Origin of the sequence: Streptomyces viridosporus, from assembly GCF_002078235.1 — a bacterium.
GTDB lineage: Bacteria > Actinomycetota > Actinomycetes > Streptomycetales > Streptomycetaceae > Streptomyces > Streptomyces viridosporus.
On sequence record NZ_MSGP01000126.1, the window covers coordinates 1 to 22,587 of the forward strand.

The window sequence follows — 22,587 nt, forward strand, 5'->3', positions numbered from 1 at the left end:
CCCGTCCGCCCCGGCGGGCCGGGGACCGCGCGGCCCGCCGGGGCGGACGGGACGGGGGCCGTACGTCGGGCCGGGCCGGACGGGGCGGACCCCGGCCGTGCGGGCGCGGTCCGTCATGACACGTCCTGTTCGCGGAGTTCCCTGGCCAGCGCGTACAGACCGGCCAGGTCCATGCCCTCCGCGAGCAGCGGGAGCTCGTGCAGCGGCAGGTCGAGGTCCGCCAGCACGGCGCGCTGTTCGGTCTCCAGCTCGTACCGCTCGGCGTACTCCTCGGCCTGCGCGAGCAACGGGTCCACCAGCTGCTCGGCGTGTCCACCGCGCCGCGCCCCGCCGAGGCCGGCGGACGACAGGGCCCGCGCGACGGAGGAACGCCGGACCGACCCCACGAGTTCCAGGTCGGCCGCGTCCAGCACCCCGGGCCGCACCATGTTCACGATGACCCGCCCCACCGGCAGCCGTGCCGCACGCAGCTCGGAGATGCCGTCCGCGGTCTCCTGGACCGGCATCTCCTCCAGGAGGGTCACCAGGTGCACGGCCGTCTCCGGCGACTTCAGCACCCGCATCACGGCCTGGGCCTGATGGTGTATCGGGCCGATCTTGGCGAGTCCGGCGACCTCGTCGTTGACGTTGAGGAAGCGGGTGATGCGCCCGGTCGGCGGGGCGTCCATCACGACGTAGTCGTAGACGAACCGCCCGTCCTTCTCCTTGCGCCGCACCGCCTCGCACGCCTTGCCGGTCAGCAGGACGTCCCGCACGCCGGGCGCGATGGTGGTGGCGAAATCTATCGCGCCGAGCTTTCTCAGGGCCCGTCCGGCGCTCCCCAGCTTGTAGAACATCTGGAGGTACTCCAGAAGAGCCAGTTCGGGATCGATGGCGAGGGCGTACACCTCGCCGCCTCCCGGTGCGATGGCGATCTTCCGCTCCTCGTACGGCAGCGCCTCCGTCTCGAAGAGTTGTGCGATGCCCTGGCGGCCCTCGACCTCGACGAGGAGCGTCCGCTTCCCCGCCGTGGCCAGGGCCAGCGCGAGGGCCGCGGCCACCGTGGTCTTGCCGGTTCCGCCCTTGCCACTGACGACCTGGAGCCTGCTCACGCCTTCGAGCCTAATTCCTTCCCGTGCGCCCCGGCGGCTCCGGGTGGCGGTTGCCGGGAATCGCGTCCCGGTGCGCGGTGGCGGACCACGCGGTCGCGGCCGCCGCCGGGTCCGGGGGCGGCAGCGGCTAGAGTCGGCCGCATGACCAAGTGGGAATACGCGACTGTGCCGCTGCTCGTCCACGCCACGAAGCAGATCCTGGACACCTGGGGCGAGGACGGCTGGGAGCTCGTCCAGGTCGTGCCCGGGCCCAACAACCCCGAGCAGCTGGTGGCCTACCTCAAGCGGGAGAAGCAGGCATGAGCGGCGCCGTCGAGGCGAAGCTGGCCGAGCTGGGGCTGAGCCTGCCCGAGGTCGTCCCGCCGCTGGCCGCGTACCAGCCGGCCGTGCGGTCGGGGCGGTACGTCTACACCGCCGGCCAGCTCCCGATGGTGGACGGCCATCTCCCGGTGACCGGCAAGGTCGGCGCGGAGGTCACGGCGGAGGAGGCGAAGGAGCTGGCGCGCGTCTGCGCGCTGAACGCCCTCGCGGCGGTCAAGTCCGTCGCCGGTGACCTGGACCGCGTCGCGCGCGTGGTGAAGGTCGTCGGCTTCGTCGCCTCCGCCCCGGACTTCACGGGCCAGCCGGCCGTCCTCAACGGCGCGAGCGAGCTGCTGGGCGAGGTCCTCGGCGACAAGGGCGTGCACGCGCGCAGCGCGGTGGGCGTCGCGGTGCTGCCGCTGGACGCACCGGTCGAGGTCGAGGTCCAGGTGGAGCTCACGGAGGCGTAGGCCTCCGGCGGACGGCGTGCCGTACCGCCCCGCCGCCCGGTCGGCCGGTACCCCGCCGCCAGGGCGGCGGGGCGGCGGGGACGCGTTCGCTCCGCCTGCCGTCGCCTTTGCCGTCGTACCGTCGTCTTTGCCGCCGTACCGTCCCCTCCTGCCGTCGCGCCGTCGTTCCTGCCGTCGCGTCGGCCCTTCCCGCTGTGGTGCTGCCGTTCCCGCCGTCGCGCCGTGCGGGGTGCCGGGGCGGCCTCCTGCTCCCGTCCCGATGGGCACTCGAACATCCGCCCGTCACGGGATAGCCTCCGGCCATGGCGAATGTGCAGGCCGGTGGGCAGTGGTACCCGCCGGAATGGCCGGACCGGATCCGTGCGCTCGCGGACGGCACGCTCACACCGGTCGCGCCGAGACGCGCGGCCACCGTCATGCTGCTCAAGGACACCGGCGACGAGCCTGCCGTGTACATGCTGCGCCGACGTGCCTCCATGGCCTTCGCCGGCGGCGCGTACGCCTACCCCGGCGGCGGCGTCGACCCGCGTGACGACGACCGTCACGTCCGCTGGGCGGGCCCCGCGCGCGGGTGGTGGGCCCGGCGGCTCGGCGTCGACGAGGCGGAGGCCCAGGCGATCGTGTGCGCGGCCGTGCGGGAGACGTACGAGGAGGCCGGCGTCCTGCTCGCCGGCCCGACCCCCGACTCCGTGGTCGGCGACACCACGGGCGAGGACTGGGAGGCGGACCGTGCCGCGCTCGTCGCGCGGGAGACCTCCTTCGCGGAGTTCCTCGACCGCCGCGGACTGGTCCTGCGCTCGGACCTGCTCGGCGCCTGGACGCGCTGGATCACCCCCGAGTTCGAGCCGCGCCGCTACGACACCTGGTTCTTCGTCGCCGCCCTCCCCGAGGGGCAGCGCACCCGCAACGCCTCCACGGAGGCCGACCGCACGGTGTGGATCGCCCCGCGCGAGGCGGCCGCCGCGTACGACCGCGGCGAGCTGCTGATGATGCCGCCGACCATCGCGACCCTGCGCCAGCTGACGGCGTACGCGACGGTGGCCCGGGCGCTCGACGCGGCGCCCGCACGCGATCTCACGCCGGTGCTGGCCACCGCGCGCCCGGAGGAGGGCGGGATCGTGCTCTCCTGGCCGGGGCACGACGAGTTCACCCAGCACATCCCGACCGGTGGAGCACCCGTATGACGGACGCAGCAGCCCTTCCCGGCCGACCGAGGGGCGGGGACCTCTCCGGCCGGGCCACCCCACGCGCCGTCAACGTCCTGGCCCCCAACGCCTCGGCGATGACCCTGGACGGCACCAACACCTGGATCCTGGCGGAACCCGGCTCCGGCCTCGCGGTCGTGGTCGACCCCGGCCCGCTGGACGAGGGGCACCTGCGGCACGTCGTCGACACGGCCGAGCGGGCCGGACAGCGCGTCGCCCTCACCCTGCTGACGCACGGTCACCCCGACCACGCCGAGGGCGCCGCCCGGTTCGCCGAGCTGACCGGCACGAAGGTGCGGGCCCTGGACCCGGCGCTGCGGCTCGGGGACGAGGGGCTGGCCGCCGGTGACGTCGTCACCGTCGGGGGCCTGGAGCTGAGGGTCGTGCCGACCCCCGGCCACACCGCCGACTCCCTCTCCTTCCACCTCCCGGCCGACCGGGCCGTCCTCACCGGGGACACCGTCCTGGGCCGCGGCACGACCGTGGTGGCCCATCCCGACGGCCGCCTCGGCGACTACCTGGACAGCCTGCGCCGTCTGCGCTCCCTCACCGTCGACGACGGCGTCCACACGGTCCTGCCCGGCCACGGACCCGTCCTGGAGGACGCCCAGGGCGCCGTCGAGTACTACCTCGCCCACCGCGCCCACCGCCTCGCCCAGGTCGAGACGGCCGTCGAGAACGGCCACCGCGCCCCGTCCGAGGTCGTCGCCCACGTCTACGCCGACGTCGACCGCTCCCTGTGGCCCGCCGCGGAGCTGTCCGTACGGGCCCAACTGGAGTACCTGCGGGGGCACGGGCTCATCTAGGGCCGGCCGTGGCCCGGCGGGCCCTCGGGGCATTCGGGCGCGGGGGACCGGACATGACGGAGCCCCGCCTTCCGGGAAGGCGGGGCTCGGGCCCGTGAGGAGTCGGGGCGGGGGTCAGCGGGAGCGCTTCGCGAGGCGCTCGACGTCCAGGAGGATCACCGCACGGGCCTCCAGACGGAGCCAGCCGCGCTGGGCGAAGTCCGCCAGGGCCTTGTTGACCGTCTCGCGGGACGCGCCGACCAACTGGGCCAGTTCCTCCTGCGTGAGGTCGTGCACGACGTGGATGCCCTCCTCCGACTGCACGCCGAAGCGGCGGGAGAGGTCGAGCAGGGCGCGCGCGACACGGCCCGGGACGTCCGAGAAGACCAGGTCCGACATGGCGTCGTTGGTCTTGCGCAGCCGTCGTGCCACCGCCCGCAGCAGCGCCGTGGCCACCTCGGGGCGGGCGCTCAGCCAGGGCTGGAGGTCGCCGTGGCCGAGGCCGAGCAGCTTCACCTCGGTGAGCGCCGTGGCGGTCGCGGTGCGCGGGCCCGGGTCGAAGAGCGACAGTTCGCCGATCAGTTCGCCGGGGCCGACGACGGCCAGCATGTTCTCGCGGCCGTCGGGGGAGGTGCGGTGGAGTTTCACCTTGCCCTCGGTGACCACGTACAGCCGGTCGCCGGGGTCGCCCTCGTGGAACAGGGAGTCGCCCCGTGCCAGGGTCACCTCACTCATGGAGGCGCGAAGCTCCGCGGCCTGCTCGTCATCGAGCGCCGCGAAGAGCGGGTTCCGCCGCAGAACGTCGTCCACGAGTTCTCTCCTTGTCGACCTGCTCAGGGGATCTTGTTCCCCCACGTACCAGGGGACCGTGGTGCCCATTTTGCCGGACGGTCCAAACAGTGTGATCTGTCACAAGGATGCCGCACGGGCCTGTCGGGGTAAGCGGCAGGGGTCCAATTGGACCCCGATCTCCGGGGCCCGGGGCGGATGTCGACGCCGGGTCGTAGGCTGGCCGGGTGTCCAAAACGCCGGTGAGAGCACAGGCCTAGGGGGCTGCGCGGATGAGGGTACGACGTGATTCCGCTGTGGGCGAACAGGACCCCGATGGCGGTAGGAAAACGGCGGAAGCGACAAAGGGGACGCCGGTGAAGGAGGAGCCGACGGCCCGCGCGAAGGGCGCGGCCGAGGAGAAACCCGAGCCGGCGGGCGAGGCCGCCGCCGAGGGGGCCGGGTCCGCCGAGAAGACCGCGCTTGCCGGGGGGACCTCGTCCGCCGGGAAGGCCGCGGCCGGGCCCGCGGGGAAGAAGAAGGCGGCGGCGAGGAAGCCGGCGTCCGCGGGCAGGGCGGCCGCCGGGAAGTCCGCCCCCGTCAGGAGGGCCCGGGCTGCCGAGAAGCCCCTCGCCGCACCCGAGAAGGGCACCGCCGCCGTGGAGGACGCCCCGGCGAGGACCGTCGCCGGGCCGGCCGGGAACGAGTCGCGCACCGCGCTCGTCCGCCGCGCCCGCCGCATCAACCGCGAGCTCGCCGAGGTGTACCCGTACGCGCACCCCGAGCTGGACTTCGAGAACCCCTTCCAACTCGTCGTCGCCACGGTGCTCTCGGCCCAGACCACCGACCTGCGCGTCAACCAGACGACCCCCGCCCTCTTCGCGAAGTACCCCACCCCCGAGGACCTGGCCGCGGCCAACCCCGAGGAGGTGGAGGAGATCCTGCGCCCCACCGGGTTCTTCCGGGCCAAGACCAAGTCGGTGATCGGGCTCTCCAAGGTGCTGGCGGAGGAGTTCGGCGGCGAGGTGCCGGGCCGGCTCGAGGACCTCGTGAAGCTGCCCGGCGTCGGCCGCAAGACCGCCTTCGTCGTGCTCGGCAACGCCTTCGGCCGCCCCGGCATCACCGTGGACACGCACTTCCAGCGCCTGGTCCGCCGCTGGCGCTGGACCGAGGAGACCGACCCCGACAAGATCGAGGCCGCGGTCGGCGCGCTGTTCCCCAAGAGCGACTGGACCGACCTCTCGCACCACGTGATCTGGCACGGCCGCCGCATCTGCCACGCCCGCAAGCCCGCCTGCGGCGCCTGCCCCATCGCCCCGCTCTGCCCGGCGTACGGCGAGGGCGAGACGGACCCGGAGAAGGCGAAGAAGCTGCTGAAGTACGAGAAGGGCGGCCTCCCGGGCCAGCGTCTGAAGCCCCCGCAGTCCTACCTGGACGCCGGCGGCCGGCCGGCCCCGCCGCTGGGGGCCGGATGACGGGGCGGCGCACACGACCGCGGCCCGCGGAACGATCTCGGGGACGCCGGGCGTTGGACCCGTGAGGTGCGGTGTGGGACGGGACAGGACGGCGGGGGTGGCGATGACGAGAGCGGGCGACACGGCGAGCGGCACCCGGGGCGGTCGGGTGGCGCTCGGCAAGGAGGACCTGCCCGCCTGGCTGGACCCGGTGGTCCGCGCGGCGGCGACGGTGGCGCCGAGGCAGCTCAGCCGCTTCCTGCCCCCGGAGGACGGCGCGGGGCGCCAGTCCGCCGTCCTCGTCCTGTTCGGCGAGGGCGAGCGCGGCCCGGAGCTGCTGCTCATGGAGCGGGCGAGCTCGCTGCGCTCGCACGCGGGCCAGCCGTCCTTCCCCGGCGGTGCCCTCGACCCCGAGGACGGCGACCCGCAGGGCGACGGGCCGCTGCGGGCCGCTCTGCGCGAGGCCGAGGAGGAGACCGGGCTCGACCCGGCCGGCGTCCAGCTCTTCGATGTCCTGCCGAAGCTCTACATCCCGGTCAGCGGCTTCGTCGTCACGCCCGTGCTGGGCTGGTGGCGCGTGCCCAGCCCGGTCGGTGTGGTGGATCCGAAGGAGACCGCCCGGGTCTTCACGGTCCCCGTGGCGGATCTCACCGATCCGGGCAACCGGGCGACCGCGGTCCATCCCCGCGGCCACCGCGGCCCGGCATTCCTGGTCGAATCGACCCTGGTGTGGGGCTTCACGGCCGGGGTCATCGACCGGCTGCTGCACTTCGCCGGATGGGAGCGCCCCTGGGACCGCGACCGGCAGGTCCCGCTGGACTGGGGGGCATGACAGGGTGGGCGCCGTGCCGTGCGCTCCGGGGGCCGATGACGACGGCGGTTCGTGCCGCCCGCCTCCGGACTCCGGCCGAGCGGGAGCGACCGGAACGACGAGGCGAGGCGTGAAGCGGTGAACGTGCTGGACATCCTGTTGCTGGTCGCCGCCGTCTGGTTCGCGGTCGTCGGCTACCGCCAGGGGTTCGTCGTCGGCATCCTGTCGGTGATCGGGTTCCTGGGCGGCGGTCTGGCCGCCGTGTACACGCTGCCCGTCCTGTGGGACGTCCTGACGGACAACTCCGAGGTCAGCACGGCCGCCGCGGTCGTCGCGGTCGTCGTGGTCATCGTCTGCGCCTCCGTCGGGCAGGCCCTGACCACCCACCTCGGCAACAAACTGCGCCGCTACATCACCTGGTCCCCGGCCCGCGCGCTGGACGCCACCGGCGGTGCCCTGGTCAACGTCGTCGCGATGCTCCTGGTCGCCTGGCTGATCGGCTCGGCCCTCGCCGGTACGACGCTGCCGACGCTCGGCAAGGAGGTCCGCAGCTCCAAGGTGCTGCTCGGGGTCTCCCGGGCGCTGCCCGACCAGGCCGACACCTGGTTCGCCGACTTCTCCTCCGTCCTCGCGCAGAACGGCTTCCCGCAGGTCTTCAGCCCGTTCGCCAGCGAGCCGATCACCGACGTCCGGCCCCCGGACCCGGCCCTCGCGAACAGCGCCGTGGCGATCCGCGCCCAGCGCTCCATCGTCAAGGTCACGGGCACCGCCCTCGACTGCGGCAAGGTGCTGGAGGGCACCGGCTTCGTCTTCGACGACCGCCGCGTGATGACCAACGCGCACGTCGTGGGCGGTGTCGACGAACCGGTCGTGCAGATAGGCGGCGAGGGCAGGAAGTACGACGCGACGATCGTCCTCTACGACTGGAAGCGCGACATCGCCGTCCTCGACGTCCCCGATCTGAAGGCGCCCGCGCTGCGCTTCACCACCGAGGACGCGCGCACCGGCGTCGGCGCGATCGTCGCCGGTTTCCCGGAGAACGGGGCGTACGACGTCCGTCCCGCGCGGGTGCGGGGGCGCATCACGGCCAACGGTCCGGACATCTACCACCGGGGCACGGTCCGCCGTGACGTGTACTCCCTCTACGCGACCGTCCGTCAGGGCAACTCCGGCGGCCCGCTGCTGACCCCCGAGGGCAGGGTCTACGGCGTGGTCTTCGCGAAGTCCCTGGACGACGCGGAGACCGGGTACGCGCTCACCGTGGACGAGATCCAGGAGGACATCACCAAGGGCCGCACCGCGAACCGGCAGGTGGACAGCGACAGCTGTGCCCTCTAGGCCCTCCGGGGACGCGGAGGGTCCCGCGGGAAGCACGGAGGATCCCGTGGGAAACACGACGGAGCCCCGCGGGAGACGTGGAGGAGTCCTGCGGACGGCCGGTGGACGCAGGCCGTCCGGGCGGACGTCCGGTCAGCCGCGCGGGTGGCGCAGACGGACCGAGACCCAGCGGGCCCGGCGGCGGAGGATGTGTGGAATTCCCACCCTGAGGTCCGTACCTGCCATCTGCGGTGCACCGCCTCGCTGGTGGGAACCCATACCGCCCGCCGAGCGGCGAGTGCGGCGTGCGTCACTGTAGTCGTGCGTCCAGCCCATACCCCGACGTCTGCCCCCGCCCCATGGTCGATAACCGCTTCGTGGGCACTCAATTGGCCTATGCGCCGGGCAAGTGGCCTTTCGTGGAACGGGTGTTCGGGCGTGTGTGCCGGGGAGCTGTCGACGCGTGCGCCGGCGGCGACACCGGGACGGCGGCGCGGGTGGCACCGGAGGGCACCGGGAGCGTCCGCCCGGTCACCGGTCCGGTTCGGGATCCTTCAGCCAGTTGACCAGTTCGGTCGAGAAGGCGACCGGGTCCTCCTCGTGCGGGAAGTGCCCGAGCCCGTCGAACAGCCGCCAACGGTACGGCGCTTCGACGTACTGCCCGGACCCGGCGGCACTGCGCGTGCGCACCACGGGGTCCAGTGAGCCGTGCAGGTGCAGCGTCGGCACCCGCACCGGCCGCTTCATCCGGCGGTTGAACTGGAAACCGTCCGGGCGGGCCAGGGAGCGCACCATCCAGCGGTACGGCTCGATCGAGCAGTGCGCCGTGGAGGGGATGCACATGGCCCGCCGGTAGGTGGCCAGCGTCTCCTCGTCCGGCAGGCGCGGCCCGGACCAGTCCCGGATGAGCTCGGCCACCAGCGCCCCGTCGTCCGCGGTGAGCCGGCGCTCGGGGATCCAGGGCCGCTGGAACCCCCAGATGTGCGACAGGGCGGCCGACTGCCTGGCGTCGGAGAGCATCGCCGACCGCCAGCGCCGCGGATGCGGCATGGACACGACCGCCAGGCGCCGTACGAGCTTGGGGCGCATCGCCGCCGCCGTCCACGCCAGGTATCCGCCCAGGTCGTGGCCGACCAGCGCGGCGTCCGGCTCCCCGAGGGAGCGGACCACCCCGGTGATGTCCAGCGCGAGGTTGGCCGGGTCGTAACCGCGCGGTGTGCGGTCGCTGCCGCCGACGCCCCGCAGGTCCATGGCGACGGCCCGGAACCCGGCGTCGGCGAGCGCCGTCAGCTGGTGCCGCCAGGTCCACCAGAACTGCGGGAAGCCGTGCAGCAGCAGCACCAGCGGGCCGTCGCCCAGTTCCGCGATGTGGAAGCGGGCGCCATTGGCGGCGACGTCCCGGTGGGTCACCTCGGCACCACCGGGGATGTCGAGGCGTACGACCGAGGTGGGTTGCGCCGGAGGGGATTGCCCCGAAGGGACGAAGGAGCCCGTCATGAGGACGAGCGTGCCACAGCCTCGATGGCCGGGGGGACCCGGTCCTCCGGCAGCTCGGGGCGCGGGTGCGGCTTGGCCTTCTGCAGCACGCCCGCCGTCTCCTTCATCGAGGCGGCGACCTTCTGCGGCCCCTGGCCCTTCTTGGCCTTCTTCGCGAAGACGACGCCGATCAGCGCGAGGACCGCCGCGACCAGCACGTTCGCCGCGAAGGAGAGCAGGAAGCAGACCCCGAGGTTCCAGCCGCTCCAGGTGCGGATGCCGTAGGCCAGCGCGAAGTTCAGCATCGGCAGGGAGAACAGGAGCAGCACGCCGGCCGCCGTGAACGCGCCGCCGCTGGTGGCGCCCCGCTTGACGTCCTGCTTGAGCTGCGCCTTCGCCAGCGCGATCTCGTCGTGCACCAGCGCCGACATGTCCGCCGTCGCCGAGGCGAACAGCTGGCCGATGCTGCGTTCGGCGCCGACCGGGCTGCCGTCGGGTGCGCTCATCGCGGTCTCCCTCTTCTGCGTACTTCTGCGTGCCTGCACGTACGGTTCAGTCTGCCGTCCGACGGTCCGTGTCCGGCTGCTTGCCTCCGGTTGTCCGGGTGCGACTGCCGTGGTTCTGTCTTTTGTACCGTCTCGTCAGATCATGCCGGACCGTCGTGGTCCTCGCCTGCCCTGCCCACCACTTCGGCAAGCCCGTCCCGCTCGTCGGCCTTCTCCCGGGCGAGTCGCCGGTGCTCGGCGGCCTTGCGCTCGTGGATCTCCGCCATGCGCAGGTGGTACGCCGGGTCGTCCTGCTCGTAGACGTCCGGGACGCCGCTGAGGTCCTCGTCGCGCTCCTCTTCCTCGGCCAGCTTGCGGTACTTGGCGTTCCGTACCTTCAGCAGCACCGCCGCGAGGGCGGTGGCGATCAGCGAGCCGGTCAGCACGGCGGCCTTGACGCTGTCGGTCATGGACGCGTCGCCCTCGAAGGCCAGTTCGCCGATGAGCAGCGAGACGGTGAAGCCGATCCCGGCGAGGGTCGCCACGGCGAACACGTCCGCCCAGGCGAGGTCCTCGCTGAGCGAGGCCCGGGTGAAACGGGCCGTCAGCCAGGTGCCGCCGAAGATGCCGAGCATCTTGCCGACGACGAGTCCGAGCACGACGCCGAGCGTCTCGGGCTGGGTGAACACGTCCGCGAGCGCGCCGCCGGAGACGGCCACACCCGCGCTGAACAGGGCGAACAGCGGGACCGCGAGGCCCGCCGAGAACGGCCGGACGAGGTGCTCGATGTGCTCGCCGGGGGACTGCTCCTCGCCCTCGCGGCGGTGGCAGCGCAGCATCAGGCCCATGGCGACACCGGCGATGGTGGCGTGGATGCCGCTGTTGTACATCAGCCCCCACACGACGAGTGCGAGCGGGACGTACACGTACCAGCCGCGCACGCCCTTGCGCAGCAGCAGCCAGAAGACGACCAGGCCCGCGACCGCGCCGCCGAGCGCGGCGAAGTTCAGGTGGTCGGTGAAGAAGACCGCGATGATCAGGATCGCGAACAGGTCGTCGACGACGGCGAGGGTGAGCAGGAAGGCGCGCAGCGCGCTCGGCAGGGAGGTGCCGATGACGGCGAGCACGGCGAGGGCGAAGGCGATGTCGGTGGCGGTGGGCACGGCCCAGCCGGCCAGCGAGCCGCCGCCGACGGTGTTGGTGAGCGTGTAGACGAGCGCCGGCGCGGCCATGCCGCACAGGGCGGCGACGACCGGCAGCGCGGCCGCCTTGGGGTCGCGCAGATCGCCCGCGACGAGTTCACGCTTGAGTTCGACCCCGGCGACGAAGAAGAAGACCGCCAGCAGTCCGTCGGCGGCCCAGTGCGCGACCGACAGGCTCAGCCCGAGGGCCTCGGGGCCGAGGTGGAAGTGGCTGACGCTCTCGTAGCTGTCGCGCAGCGCGGGTACGTTCGCCCAGATCAGCGCGGTGACGGCGGCGAAGAGGAGCAGTACACCGCCGACGGTCTCGGTGCGCAGGGCGTCGGCGACGAACGTCCGCTCGGGCAGGGAGAGACGTCCGAGAGCCTTGCGGGGGGTGCGGGGCGCGGTCACAGGTGGATCCTCAGGTAGTCGGGTAGCACGAATCGCGTGCCGACCAGACTTCCCGGCGCCCCATGAGACAGTTCTTACCGCTCAGCTTACCCAACGTGCTCCTGGGCCGTACCGGAAGATCCCTGGTCACGTCCCCCGCCTCACCCCCCGCACGCCGCACGGGGCACCCGGCACGTGCCGGATGCCCCGTCGGGCGGTGACCGGTCGGGGGCCGGTCCGGTGACCGGCCCCCGACCGCTCAGTCCTCGCTGGGCGTCTGGGGCAGCTTGGACTGGATGAGATCCATGACGGTGGAGTCGGTCAGCGTGGTGACGTCTCCCAGCTGACGGTTCTCCGCGACGTCGCGCAGCAGCCGGCGCATGATCTTGCCGGAGCGGGTCTTCGGCAGCTCGGCCACCGGCAGGATCCGCTTGGGCTTGGCGATCGGGCCGAGCGTGGCGCCCACGTGGCCGCGCAACTCGGCGACCAGGTCGTCGGTCTCCGCCGCCGTACCGCGCAGGATCACGAAGGCGACGATCGCCTGGCCGGTCGTCTCGTCCGCCGCGCCGACCACGGCCGCCTCGGCGACCGACGGGTGGGAGACGAGGGCGGACTCGACCTCGGTGGTGGAGATGTTGTGGCCGGACACGAGCATGACGTCGTCGACCCGGCCGAGCAGCCAGATGTCGCCGTCGTCGTCCTTCTTGGCGCCGTCACCCGCGAAGTACTTGCCCTCGAACCGCGACCAGTAGGTGTCGATGAACCGCTGGTCGTCGCCCCAGATGGTGCGCAGCATCGACGGCCACGGCTCGGTGATCACCAGGTAGCCACCGCCGCCGTTGGGCACCTCGTTCGCCTCGTCGTCGACGACGGTCGCCTCGATGCCGGGCAGCGGGGTCTGGGCGGAGCCCGGCTTGGCCGCGGTCACACCCGGCAGCGGCGAGACCATGATGCCGCCGGTCTCGGTCTGCCACCAGGTGTCCACCACCGGGGTGCGGTCCGCGCCGATGTTCTTGCGGTACCAGATCCACGCCTCGGGGTTGATCGGCTCACCGACGGAGCCGAGGACCCGCAGCGAGGACAGGTCGAACTTCGCGGGGACGTCGTCGCCCCACTTCATGAACGTCCGGATCGCGGTGGGCGCGGTGTAGAGGATCGTCACGCCGTACTTCTGCACGATCTCCCAGAAGCGTCCCTGGTGCGGGGTGTCCGGCGTGCCCTCGTACATGACCTGGGTGGCGCCGTTGGCGAGCGGGCCGTAGACGATGTACGAGTGTCCGGTGACCCAGCCGACGTCGGCCGTGCACCAGTACACGTCGGTCTCCGGCTTGAGGTCGAAGACGGCCCAGTGCGTGTACGCCGTCTGGGTGAGGTAGCCGCCGGAGGTGTGCAGGATGCCCTTCGGCTTACCCGTCGTGCCCGAGGTGTAGAGGATGAACAGCGGCTGCTCGGCCCCGAACGCCTCCGGGGTGTGCTCGGCGCTCTGCCGTCCGACCATGTCGTGCCACCACACGTCGCGGCCCTCGGTCCAGGCGACGTCCTGGCCGGTGCGGCGGACGACGAGGACGTGCTCGACGTGCTCCACGCGTCCGACGGCCTCGTCCACGGCCGGCTTGAGCGCGGAGGGCTTGCCGCGCCGGTAGCCGCCGTCGGCGGTGATGACGACCTTGGCGTCGGCGTCCTGGATGCGGGTCGCGAGGGCGTCCGCGGAGAAGCCGCCGAAGACGACGGAGTGCGCGGCACCGATGCGGGCGCAGGCCAGCATCGCGATCGCCGTCTCCGGGATCATCGGCATGTAGACGGCGACCCGGTCGCCCTTCCGGACCCCCAGCTCGAGCAGGGCGTTGGCGGCCTTGGAGACCTCGTCCTTGAGCTGGGCGTAGGTGAGGGAGCGGCTGTCGCCCGGTTCGCCCTCGAAGTGGATGGCGACCCGGTCGCCGTGGCCGGCCTCGACGTGCCGGTCGACGCAGTTGTAGGCGACGTTGAGCTCGCCGTCCGCGAACCACTTGGCGAACGGCGGATTCGACCAGTCGAGGGTCTCCGTGGGCTCCTTGGCCCAGGTCAGTCGGCGGGCCTGCTCGGCCCAGAAGCCGAGCCTGTCAGCCTTGGCCTGTTCATACGCCTCTGCCGTGACGTTGGCGTTCGCGGCCAGGTCGGCGGGGGGCGTGAAGCGACGCTCCTCCTTCAGAAGGTTGGCCAGGCTTTCATTGCTCACGGCATCTGCCTTTCCCGGGGTGTCCGTTGTGTCCCAGACCACAGCTCATCAGACCTGGAGTGCGCTGACAAGGGCCGACGGCAAAATGGTTTAGACCTATCGGGTGGAGGTGGACCGCCGTCCGTCGTCCCGGTCAACCGTTCCCACGGACACCGGAGCAAGCCGGTTCAAGGGGTGTAACGCCTCTCACACCCGTACGGGCCCCTCGCGCCGCCGGACTCCGGAGTCGGGCCGGTTCGCCGCACGCCAGGGGAGCGGTGGCGCGTCGGAACGCGCTGGTGCCCCGCACTCGTGCGTGCCCTCCGGTGCCGGGTGACTCCGGCTCGCCTTCATCGGCCGCCGTCGGTCGCCGTCGGCCGCACCCGGTCGGCGGACCCCGCACGGCGGCGGGACGGTCGCGGTCGTGCGGTACGGCGGGGTGCGGCGGGGTGTGTCAACGGTCCGTAAATGAACCGTAATTAAGAGTGAAGGCCGAGTCAGGACTTTCTGTGCAAATGGGTGAGGTGATCACCCTCGCGAGTGAAGCGGTCATTTCATCGGCTTGTCGTACTTATTCCTTCTCGGTTCCGTGCGACGTTGGCGGCGCCGTCGGCCCGGAGCGGCACGGCACCAGACATCGCCCCCATCGGGGCCGGCCCGAGAGAAGGAAGAAGGTGGGCGGATGGCCGCCACCCACAGGATCGCCGCGGGCACCGTGGTCGCCGCGGTGTGCGTCGCCTCGCTCGCCGGCTGCGGAGCCGGAGCCGACGGCACCGGCGAGCGGGAGAGGAGGCAGGAGAAGGCCGAGCCGGCTCCCGGGCCGGGGAGTGCCGTCCGGCTGATCGGCGACGGCTCCACCGCGTACACCGGGGCGCAGCCGCACCTGCCCCGGCCCGAACGGCTGGAGCCGGGTGAGAAGCCGCCGCAGTTCGTCGTCTTCTCCTGGGACGGAGCGGGCGAGGACAGCCAGAAGCTCTTCTCCCGCTTCCGCGAGGTCGCCAGGAAGAACGACGCGACCATGACGTACTTCCTGAGCGGCGTGTACCTGCTCCCGGAGGAGAAGCGCGACCTGTACCACCCACCGCAGCACTCCCCGGGCCGCTCCGACATCGGCTTCAACGACCGGCAGGGCATCGCCGACACCGTGCAGCAACTGCGCCTGGCCTGGCTGGAGGGCAACGAGATCGGCACCCACTTCAACGGGCACTTCTGCGGCAGCGGCGGTGGGGTCGGCGAGTGGTCGGTGGCGGAGTGGAAGGACGAGATCAGCCAGGCCAAACGCTTCGTGAAGACCTGGAAGACCAACACCGGCCTGAAGGACGCGGCTCCGCTGCCCTTCGACTACGACGAGGAGCTCATCGGCGCCCGCACCCCGTGCCTGGAGGGCCAGGAGAACTTCATGGAGGCCGCCCGCGACCTGGGCTTCCGCTACGACACCAGCGGCGTCAACAACCAGGTGTGGCCGAAGCGGAAGCAGGGCCTGTGGGACCTGTCGCTGCAGCTCGTGCCCTTCCCCGGGCACTCCTTCGAGCAGCTCGCCATGGACTACAACTTCATGGTCAACCAGTCCGGCACCGCCACCCAGGGCGACCCGGCCCAGCACGAGCGGTGGGGCGACCAGATGCGGGACGGTCTGCTCCAGGGGTTCGAGCGGGCCTACCGGGGCAACCGCGCACCCCTGATCATCGGCAACCACTTCGAGTCCTGGAACGGCGGCACCTACATGCGTGCTGTCGAGGAGGTCGTCGAGACGGTGTGCACCAAGTCCGAGGTGCGCTGCGTATCCTTCCGGCAGCTCGTGGACTGGCTGGACGCCCAGGACCCGAAGACGCTGGCGAAGCTGCGCACCCTGGACGTCGGCGAGGCCCCGCAGCAGGGCTGGAAGTCCTTCCTGTCCGCCGCCCCCGCCCCGGCGCCCAAGGGGGCGCCCGGGGCGCCGGCGAAGAAGAAGCGGTGAGGGTCAGACGGGCGTCGTAGCCCTCTCGCCGAGCACAAAGCCCGGGTCGACCTGCGCCGCCAGGTCGACCCCGGTGCGCTCGTTGCCCCACGACCGGGCGTTCTTCAGGTGGAAGTGCACCATCTGGCGGGTGTAGCGCTCCCCGTCGCGCAGCCGGTACGTCGCGTCGGCGGTGGTGTGCAGCAGGCGCAGGGTGCGGCGGTTCGGTTCCTCCAGGAGGGAGAAGCGGGGCGGCCGGCCCTTCTCCATGGCCCGGACCCAGTCCGAGTGCCCCACCGTCACGAGCAGGTCGTCCCCGACCTCCGCGCGGAGGAAGTCGAGGTCGTCCGGGCCCTGCACCTTGTTGCCGACGACCTTCAGGGTCACCCCGAAGTCGCGGGCGTACTCCTTGTACTGGCGGTAGACGGAAACCCCCTTCCGGGTCGGCTCGGCCACGAGGAACGTGACGTCGAAGCGGGTGAACATGCCGGAGGCGAAGGAGTCCGAGCCGGCCGTCATGTCCACCACGACGTACTCGCCGGGGCCGTCCACCAGGTGGTTCAGGCACAGCTCCACCGCTCCGGTCTTGGAGTGGTAGCAGGCGACCCCCAGGTCGGCGTCGGTGAAGGGGCCGGTGACCATCAGGCGGACGGTCCCGCCGTCGAGTTCCACCGGCCGCGCGCAGGCGTCGTAGACCGGGTTGTCCTCGCACACCCGCAGCAGCCGGGAGCCCGCGCCGGGCGGTGTCGTCTTGATCATCGTCTCGGCGGACGCGATGCGCGGGTTGGTGCCGCGCAGGTAGTCCTTGATCAGCGGCAGGTGCTCGCCCATCGCGGGCAGCGCGGCCGCCTCCGCCTCGTCGAGGCCCAGCGCGGCTCCCAGGTGCTGGTTGATGTCGGCGTCGACCGCGACGACCGGGGCACCCTCGGCCGCGAGGTGTCGGATGAACAGGGAGGACAGGGTCGTCTTTCCGCTGCCGCCCTTCCCAACGAAAGCAATTTTCATGTTCACCAAGCGTAGTGGCTCCATAGCTGCGGGTGAGGGGTGGGCGTGAAGAAGACCACTCCAACGTGGGGTCGGTGCCCGGGGTGCGTAGGGTCGTACTCATGAGTACGAAAGGCGCTACCGCCGACCCCCTCGCGGCCCTGGGCTCCCTGCCCGGAGTGGCCGACTCCGTGGAGTCCGTGCGCAAGGCCGTGGACCGGGTCTACGGACACCGGGTCATGCGGCGGCGCAGCAACGAGATCACCTCCGAGGCGGCGCTGCGCGGCGCCCGCGGCTCGGCGGCGCTCTCGGGCGCCGACTGGGCCCTGGAGGAGGTGCGCCGGCGCAGCGACTTCAGCGGTGACGCCGAGGCGCGCACGATGGGCGCGGCCCTGCGCCTGACCGCCGAGGCGGGTCAGCTGCTGTCGATCTGGCGGCAGTCGCCCCTGAGGGTGCTGGCCAGGCTGCACCTGGTGGCGGCGGCCGACAAGGCCGAGCGGGTCGGGCGGCCCCGGCAGGAGGGCGAGCCGGTCGACGAGCCCCTGATCGGGCTCGGGCTGCCGAGCGCGGCGGAGGCGCACGGCCGGCTGGAAGGGCTCTCCGAGCTCCTCATCGCGGGCGGTTCCGCCCCGGCGCTGGTGACGGCCGCCGTCGTCCACGGCGAGCTCCTCGCCCTGCGCCCCTTCGTCTCCCACAACGGCCTGGTCGCACGGACGGCCGAACGGATCGTCCTGATCGGCAGCGGTCTCGACCCGAAGTCGGTCTGCCCGGCCGAGGTGGGCCACGCCGAACTGGGGCACGAGGCCTATCTGGCGGCCCTGGAGGGCTATGTCTCCGGCACGCCCGAGGGCGTGGCGGCCTGGATCGTCCACTGCGGGCGCGCGATCGAACTCGGGGCGCGCGAGTCGACGGCGGTGTGCGAGGCGCTCCAGCGGGGAGCGGCGTGACGCGCACGCGGTGGCGCGCGCACGGGGTGTGACGCACATGCGGTGGCGCGCGTACGCGATGCGGCACGCATGCGATGCGGCGCGCACGCGAGGTGAGAAGGCAAAGGGCCCGTGCGGGCGGACAGAAATGCGGCGGTACGAGAACTCGTACCGCCGCTGGCATGCCCACCGGGTTACCAGGCGTCCTCGATACATGCCCATCAGGTCGGGTACTTTGCCCGTCACCTGGTGCGGCTGGCCCGTAATCGACGGGTCGACGTCGCGTGGGTGCCCGGTGTCCATGCGCGGTCCGTGGGGCCGAATGCGTGGTGAAGGTGATCCTCTCGGATGTCCTTGGTCTCGCGGGCCGTTGATTCCTTTGTACTCCAGGACCAAGGGAAGCGGAAGTGCCGGTCCCGCTTCTTTACTTTTAGGTTCAAACAGGTGTGGAACGGGCGCCGATGTGCGCGGGGGCGGCCGACGATCGGCGGAGTGTTTCCGCAAGGAGGTCAGGCCACCGTCGCGCGGCGCCGGCTGGCGAACCAGACGAGGCCCGCGGTGGCCGCGGCCGCCCCTATGGCTGCCGCCGCGACCAGGGCGGGGCGCGGCGGCACGGAGAACGCCGGGAAGCGCTGCTTGAGCCGGACGGGCCGGTGGAAGTCCAGGATCGGCCACTCGCGCGCGAGGGCCTCCCGGCGCAGCGCGCGGCCCGGGTTCACCGCGTGCGGGTGGCCCACGGCCTCCAGCATCGGCACATCGGTCACCGAATCGCTGTAGGCGTAGCAGCGGGCCAGGTCGTAGCCCTCGGACTCGGCCAGTTCCCTGATCGCCTCGGCCTTCGTCGGGCCGTACGCGTAGTACTCCACCTCACCGGTGAAGCACCCGTCGTCCCCCACGGCCATGCGGGTGGCCACGACCCGGTCGGCGCCGAGCAGTTCACCGATCGGCTCGACGACCTCGGCGCCGGAGGTGGACACGATCACGACGTCGCGGCCCGCGGTGTGGTGCTCCTCGATCAGGGTGGCGGCCTCGTCGTAGATGATCGGGTCGATCAGGTCGTGCAGCGTCTCGGCGACGATCTCCTTGACCTGCTGGACGTTCCAGCCGCGGCACAGCGCGGACAGGTACTTGCGCATCCGCTCCATCTGGTCGTGGTCGGCGCCGCCGGCCAGGAAGACGAACTGGGCGTATGCGGTGCGCAGGACCGCTCTGCGGTTGATCAGACCGCCTTGGTAGAACGACTTGCTGAACGTGAGTGTGCTCGACTTCGCAATGACCGTCTTGTCCAGGTCAAAGAAGGCGGCTGTGCGGGGCGACGAGTGGTTTTCCACGCCCTTGAGCATAGGCGCAGCCCATTCGGCGTAAGGTGGGGCGTGTGGGTTTGCCTGAGAGGGCTCTCGGGTACACCATGGAAGTCACGGATCGTTCGCGACCGTGCTAACCCGGTCCGACTCCTCCCCCCCCGAGTCGGCCGTGGGGACGACCCCCGCTCTCCCCCCCGGCGGGGGTCGTCGCATGTCCGGGTGGGTTTTCTTCCTCTCTTCGCGGCCGAGGCCCTGTTCTGGCGCGGTGAGCGAGGAGGGGTTGTCATGCGCATGAATGGTAGCGGTGGGTAGTCGTCGGACTGCTCTGCGGTAATCGCACAGGAGATGTGCACGGCTCACCGCTATGGGTGACGGCGATATTCACAACGGTCGAGACGTCCACAGTTTTCCACCAAGATCCACGCGGTTTTTCCGATCGCTGCACCGTGTTTCCAGCGCGTCCCGCTCGTCGCGAGTTCACGCCCGGTTCGTCGTTTGCCGGGGCGCGTATGGCCGGTTTCCGTCCGCCTTCCCCCGGGAGGCGGCTCGCCGGCTCTTCACACGTCGGGAATCGCGGGCCGCGGGAGCCCGTGAAAGATGCAGCAAAGAAGGACGACCATGGCTGGAACCGTCACGCGTGATCCGCTGCCCGCCGCCGGAGGGGGCCGCCAGGGCGCACCGCTGATCGTCACCGAGGACGCCGGACTCCTCGACGACCTGCTGCGCCTGTGCGCGGCGGCCGGCGCCACACCGGAGGTCCATCACGGGATGCCGGAGCCGAGGAGCGGCTGGGAGGCCGCGCCCCTCGTCCTCGTCGGCGACGACGCCGCGCGGCGCGTGCGCGGGGCCCCGAGACGACGAGGGGTGGTGCTCGTCGGCCGCGACCAGGACGATTCCGGGGTCTGGCGCAGGGCCGTCGAGATCGGCGCCGACCATGTGCTGATGCTGCCCGACGGCGAGCAGTGGCTGGTGGACCGCATCGCCGATGTGGCGGAGGGCGTCGGACGGCCCGCCCTGACGGTCGGCGTCATCGGTGGCCGGGGCGGGGCCGGAGCGTCCACGCTCGCGTGCGCGCTCGCCGTCACCTCCGCGCGGGAGGGGCTGCGCACCCTCCTGGTGGACGCGGATCCGCTGGGCGGCGGACTCGACGTGGTGCTCGGCGGAGAGACGGCCGAGGGACTGCGCTGGCCCGCGTTCGCCGCCTCGCGCGGACGGGTCGGCGGCGGGGCCCTGGAGGAGTCGCTGCCCGAGCTGCACTCCCTGCGGGTGCTCAGCTGGGACCGCGGCGACTGCGTCGCCGTACCGCCCCAGGCCGTACGCGCGGTGCTCGCCGCGGCGCGGCGCGGGGGCGGCGTGGTCGTGGTCGACCTGCCGCGCCGCGTCGACGACGGGGTCGCCGAGGTCCTCGCCCAGCTCGACCTCGGACTCCTCGTGGTTCCCGCGGAGCTGCGTGCCGTCGCGGCGGCGGGACGCGTCGCCTCGGCCGTGGGCATGGTCCTGCGCGACCTGCGGGTGGCGGTCCGCGGGCCGTACGCGCCCGGTCTGGACGACCGCGAGGTGGCCCGGCTGCTCGGACTCCCCCTGGCGGGGGACGTGCCCGTCGAACCCTCGCTGCAGCGCCCGCAGGAGACGGGACGACCACCCGGGGTGTCGCGCCGGGGTCCCCTGGCCCGCTTCTGCAAGGAGTTCTGGGAGCGGGTGCTGGTGGAGGCGAGGGCGGCATGAGGGGGCCTGCGGTGACCGGGGCGGGGATGCCGCCCGGTCTGCTCGACGGAGTGCGGCGGCGGCTGGCCGAGAGCGGGGCCGAGCCGACGCCCGCGCGGGTGGCGCAGGCGCTGCGGGACCAGGGGCGGGTGCTCGGGGACGCCGAAGTGCTGCGAGCGGCCGAGCAGTTGCGCTCCGAGCTGGTCGGCAGCGGGCCGCTGGAACGGCTCCTCGCCGACGCGTCGGTGACGGACGTGCTGGTGTCCGCGCCGGACCGGGTCTGGGTGGACCGGGGCGGAGGGCTGGAGCTCACCGACGTCTCCTTCCCCGACGCGGTGGCCGTCCGGCGTCTCGCGCAGCGGCTCGCCGCCGTGGCCGGCCGGCGCCTGGACGACGCCCGGCCCTGGGTCGACGCGCGCCTCCCCGACGGGACGCGGCTGCACGCGGTGCTGCCCCCGGTGGCCGTCGGCTGTGCCTGCCTGTCGCTGCGGGTCGTACGGCCCCGCGCCTTCACGCTCGACGAGCTGGTGGCGGCCGGGACGGTGCCGCCGGGCGGGGACCGCGTGCTGCGGGCGCTGCTGGACGCCCGGTTGTCGTTCCTCGTCAGCGGGGGCACCGGCAGCGGCAAGACGACCCTGCTGAGCGCCCTGCTGGGACTGGTCGGGCCGGACGAGCGGATCGTGCTGGCCGAGGACTCGGCGGAACTGCGGCCCGACCACCCGCACGTCGTGCGGCTGGAGACCAGACCCGCCAACCAGGAGGGCGCGGGGCTCGTCACCCTCGAGGACCTGGTGCGGCAGGCGCTGCGGATGCGGCCGGACCGGCTGGTCGTGGGCGAGGTGCGCGGCGCGGAGGTGGTCCATCTGCTGGCCGCCCTCAACACGGGCCATGAAGGCGGCTCCGGAACCGTTCACGCCAACGCCGCCGCCGACGTGCCGGCCCGGCTGGAGGCGCTCGGTACGGCCGCCGGGCTCGACCGGCTCGCGCTGCACAGCCAGCTTGCGGCCGCCCTCTCGGTCTACCCATCTAACACACCTGTGGACCGGACCGTGTCAGGGGAAGTGCTCAGCGCCAACTAGCCAGCACCAACAGTGCAGTTGGGCAGCAAGGGGCCCCGCCCATGCGCCACGGGGGAAGCACACAGACGGGGCCGGTCTTACTCGCGGCCACAGCGAGGGACCTAAGCGGCGAACCCTCGGGCCACCATCCACGCCACAGCGGCCACCCACGCCACCCACGCGAGGACCACCAGCGCGCCGCGTAATGCCTTCACACGGACCGCCCGGCAGGCTCGGGTTTCTTCACCCGGTTCCCATGGCCGAATTCCCGGTGAATCCGCATCGCTGACAGCGTGGCCACCGCCAACCCCGGATCGTCTATGCGGGCACTTGCGCTGGCACTCCCTCGCAGCGCCGCACACACAACGCAGGAAACCGGGTCCACCGGTCCGGGCCGAGGTTCCCGCAACCACTGGTCAACGTCTCTCAACTCTGTCTCCCCTTGCCTTACACAGCGAGCACGGGAACGGGCACGGGGGAGGTTGGGCGATCGGCGGAAAGTAGACCACCCCGGAACGGGTATCCAGCGCGCCGCCGTATTCGGTCCACCACCCCTCGGGAGAGTCCGCGTACGGCCCCGCAGGATCGTCTATCAGGCTGATTAGCTCAGGCTCGGGTAAGGCGCTCACGCGGGCACTCACGCGCTTTGCCGGTGGCGTCATGGTCGCTGTCCCCTCGCATCGGCAATACGGCGTCCAGCGTCCGGCCGGAATGGATCTACGACTAGTGGCCCCGTGTCGGCCAACTG

20 protein-coding genes are annotated in these 22,587 nt (G+C 72.2%); 11 read left to right on the top strand and 9 right to left on the bottom strand.

Going from position 1 to position 22,587, the window contains the following annotated elements:
* Positions 1-113 precede the first annotated feature (113 nt).
* Positions 114-1,091 carry an ATPase BagA gene (gene bagA / locus B7L92_RS09520; protein ID WP_016825253.1) on the bottom strand — a complete coding sequence of 326 codons (978 nt, stop codon included), beginning with the start codon at positions 1,089-1,091 and terminating at the stop codon, positions 114-116.
* A gap of 141 nt (positions 1,092-1,232) precedes the next feature.
* Here bagA and sp36 point away from each other — a divergent pair, with 141 nt between their 5' ends.
* From sp36 to B7L92_RS09535, 4 genes are all read left to right on the top strand, one after another.
* The gene (gene sp36 / locus B7L92_RS39285; RefSeq protein WP_003975360.1) at positions 1,233-1,394 is read left to right on the top strand and encodes a Sp36 family protein; all 162 of its coding nucleotides are present in this window, start codon (positions 1,233-1,235) and stop codon (positions 1,392-1,394) included.
* Entirely contained in the window at positions 1,391-1,861 is a 471-nt protein-coding gene (locus B7L92_RS09525; protein ID WP_081236994.1) for a RidA family protein, read from the top strand. The genes sp36 and B7L92_RS09525 overlap by 4 nt, the downstream gene beginning before the upstream one ends.
* A 302-nt stretch (positions 1,862-2,163) precedes the next feature.
* Positions 2,164-3,045 carry an NUDIX hydrolase gene (locus B7L92_RS09530; protein ID WP_081236995.1) on the top strand — a complete coding sequence of 294 codons (882 nt, stop codon included), beginning with the start codon at positions 2,164-2,166 and terminating at the stop codon, positions 3,043-3,045.
* Entirely contained in the window at positions 3,042-3,872 is an 831-nt protein-coding gene (locus B7L92_RS09535; protein ID WP_081236997.1) for an MBL fold metallo-hydrolase, read from the top strand. The genes B7L92_RS09530 and B7L92_RS09535 overlap by 4 nt, the downstream gene beginning before the upstream one ends.
* A gap of 114 nt (positions 3,873-3,986) precedes the next feature.
* On the opposite strand, the gene B7L92_RS09540 is transcribed toward B7L92_RS09535, so the two are convergent.
* Positions 3,987-4,661 carry a Crp/Fnr family transcriptional regulator gene (locus tag B7L92_RS09540; RefSeq protein WP_004985207.1) on the bottom strand — a complete coding sequence of 225 codons (675 nt, stop codon included), beginning with the start codon at positions 4,659-4,661 and terminating at the stop codon, positions 3,987-3,989.
* Between the two features lie 335 nt (positions 4,662-4,996).
* Between B7L92_RS09540 and nth the strand changes: the two genes are divergently transcribed.
* From nth to B7L92_RS09555, 3 genes are all read left to right on the top strand, one after another.
* Positions 4,997-6,094 (top strand): endonuclease III, encoded by a 1,098-nt coding sequence (gene nth, locus B7L92_RS09545; RefSeq protein WP_081236999.1) that lies wholly within the window; start codon positions 4,997-4,999, stop codon positions 6,092-6,094.
* Between the two features lie 103 nt (positions 6,095-6,197).
* Entirely contained in the window at positions 6,198-6,905 is a 708-nt protein-coding gene (locus B7L92_RS09550; protein WP_081237036.1) for an NUDIX hydrolase, read from the top strand.
* Positions 6,906-7,022: 117 nt separating this feature from the next.
* Positions 7,023-8,222 (top strand): MarP family serine protease, encoded by a 1,200-nt coding sequence (locus B7L92_RS09555; RefSeq protein WP_004985200.1) that lies wholly within the window; start codon positions 7,023-7,025, stop codon positions 8,220-8,222.
* 132 nt (positions 8,223-8,354) lie between these two features.
* On the opposite strand, the gene B7L92_RS42165 is transcribed toward B7L92_RS09555, so the two are convergent.
* The 5 genes from B7L92_RS42165 to acs form a co-directional block, all read right to left on the bottom strand.
* The gene (locus B7L92_RS42165; protein ID WP_078495378.1) at positions 8,355-8,537 is read right to left on the bottom strand and encodes a hypothetical protein; all 183 of its coding nucleotides are present in this window, start codon (positions 8,535-8,537) and stop codon (positions 8,355-8,357) included.
* A 195-nt stretch (positions 8,538-8,732) separates the two neighbouring features.
* Complete coding sequence (locus B7L92_RS09565; protein ID WP_081237001.1) at positions 8,733-9,698, bottom strand: alpha/beta fold hydrolase; 966 nt, start codon at positions 9,696-9,698, stop codon at positions 8,733-8,735.
* Positions 9,695-10,183: a phage holin family protein gene (locus B7L92_RS09570; protein ID WP_081237002.1), complete on the bottom strand. Its 489-nt coding sequence runs from the start codon at positions 10,181-10,183 to the stop codon at positions 9,695-9,697. Before B7L92_RS09570 ends, B7L92_RS09565 begins: the two co-directional genes overlap by 4 nt.
* A 140-nt stretch (positions 10,184-10,323) precedes the next feature.
* Complete coding sequence (gene nhaA, locus B7L92_RS09575) at positions 10,324-11,754, bottom strand: Na+/H+ antiporter NhaA (protein ID WP_081237003.1); 1,431 nt, start codon at positions 11,752-11,754, stop codon at positions 10,324-10,326.
* 238 nt (positions 11,755-11,992) lie between these two features.
* Positions 11,993-13,948, bottom strand: a complete 1,956-nt coding sequence (gene acs / locus B7L92_RS09580) for an acetate--CoA ligase (RefSeq protein WP_081237004.1) — start codon at positions 13,946-13,948, stop codon at positions 11,993-11,995.
* Between the two features lie 661 nt (positions 13,949-14,609).
* Here acs and B7L92_RS09585 point away from each other — a divergent pair.
* Positions 14,610-15,884 (top strand): polysaccharide deacetylase family protein, encoded by a 1,275-nt coding sequence (locus B7L92_RS09585; protein WP_081237006.1) that lies wholly within the window; start codon positions 14,610-14,612, stop codon positions 15,882-15,884.
* 3 nt (positions 15,885-15,887) lie between these two features.
* Here the strand turns inward: B7L92_RS09585 and B7L92_RS09590 are convergent, their stop codons facing one another.
* The gene (locus B7L92_RS09590; RefSeq protein ID WP_081237037.1) at positions 15,888-16,868 is read right to left on the bottom strand and encodes an ATP-binding protein; all 981 of its coding nucleotides are present in this window, start codon (positions 16,866-16,868) and stop codon (positions 15,888-15,890) included.
* 101 nt (positions 16,869-16,969) lie between these two features.
* Here B7L92_RS09590 and B7L92_RS09595 point away from each other — a divergent pair, with 101 nt between their 5' ends.
* A complete protein-coding gene (locus B7L92_RS09595; protein ID WP_081237007.1) occupies positions 16,970-17,794 on the top strand; it encodes a Fic family protein in 825 nt (274 codons plus the stop codon).
* 488 nt (positions 17,795-18,282) lie between these two features.
* On the opposite strand, the gene B7L92_RS09600 is transcribed toward B7L92_RS09595, so the two are convergent.
* The gene (locus B7L92_RS09600; protein ID WP_004985180.1) at positions 18,283-19,116 is read right to left on the bottom strand and encodes an HAD family hydrolase; all 834 of its coding nucleotides are present in this window, start codon (positions 19,114-19,116) and stop codon (positions 18,283-18,285) included.
* A gap of 579 nt (positions 19,117-19,695) precedes the next feature.
* Between B7L92_RS09600 and ssd the strand changes: the two genes are divergently transcribed.
* Complete coding sequence (ssd, locus tag B7L92_RS09605) at positions 19,696-20,802, top strand: septum site-determining protein Ssd (protein WP_081237009.1); 1,107 nt, start codon at positions 19,696-19,698, stop codon at positions 20,800-20,802.
* Positions 20,799-21,860 (top strand): TadA family conjugal transfer-associated ATPase, encoded by a 1,062-nt coding sequence (locus B7L92_RS09610; RefSeq protein ID WP_170102191.1) that lies wholly within the window; start codon positions 20,799-20,801, stop codon positions 21,858-21,860. Before ssd ends, B7L92_RS09610 begins: the two co-directional genes overlap by 4 nt.
* Positions 21,861-22,587: the final 727 nt, after the last annotated feature.

Bases quoted from the DNA above. Each gene is read 5' to 3' on its own strand.
- sp36 (WP_003975360.1), top strand. From the start codon at position 1,233: ATGACCAAGTGGGAATACGCGACTGTGCCGCTGCTCGTCCACGCCACG.
- B7L92_RS09525 (WP_081236994.1), top strand. From the start codon at position 1,391: ATGAGCGGCGCCGTCGAGGCGAAGCTGGCCGAGCTGGGGCTGAGCCTG.
- B7L92_RS09530 (WP_081236995.1), top strand. From the start codon at position 2,164: ATGGCGAATGTGCAGGCCGGTGGGCAGTGGTACCCGCCGGAATGGCCG.
- B7L92_RS09535 (WP_081236997.1), top strand. From the start codon at position 3,042: ATGACGGACGCAGCAGCCCTTCCCGGCCGACCGAGGGGCGGGGACCTC.
- B7L92_RS09550 (WP_081237036.1), top strand. From the start codon at position 6,198: ATGACGAGAGCGGGCGACACGGCGAGCGGCACCCGGGGCGGTCGGGTG.
- B7L92_RS42165 (WP_078495378.1), bottom strand. From the start codon at position 8,537: ATGGGCTGGACGCACGACTACAGTGACGCACGCCGCACTCGCCGCTCG.
- B7L92_RS09565 (WP_081237001.1), bottom strand. From the start codon at position 9,698: ATGACGGGCTCCTTCGTCCCTTCGGGGCAATCCCCTCCGGCGCAACCC.
- B7L92_RS09570 (WP_081237002.1), bottom strand. From the start codon at position 10,183: ATGAGCGCACCCGACGGCAGCCCGGTCGGCGCCGAACGCAGCATCGGC.
- B7L92_RS09585 (WP_081237006.1), top strand. From the start codon at position 14,610: ATGGCCGCCACCCACAGGATCGCCGCGGGCACCGTGGTCGCCGCGGTG.
- B7L92_RS09590 (WP_081237037.1), bottom strand. From the start codon at position 16,868: ATGAAAATTGCTTTCGTTGGGAAGGGCGGCAGCGGAAAGACGACCCTG.
- B7L92_RS09595 (WP_081237007.1), top strand. From the start codon at position 16,970: ATGAGTACGAAAGGCGCTACCGCCGACCCCCTCGCGGCCCTGGGCTCC.
- B7L92_RS09600 (WP_004985180.1), bottom strand. From the start codon at position 19,116: ATGCTCAAGGGCGTGGAAAACCACTCGTCGCCCCGCACAGCCGCCTTC.
- ssd (WP_081237009.1), top strand. From the start codon at position 19,696: ATGGCTGGAACCGTCACGCGTGATCCGCTGCCCGCCGCCGGAGGGGGC.
- B7L92_RS09610 (WP_170102191.1), top strand. From the start codon at position 20,799: ATGAGGGGGCCTGCGGTGACCGGGGCGGGGATGCCGCCCGGTCTGCTC.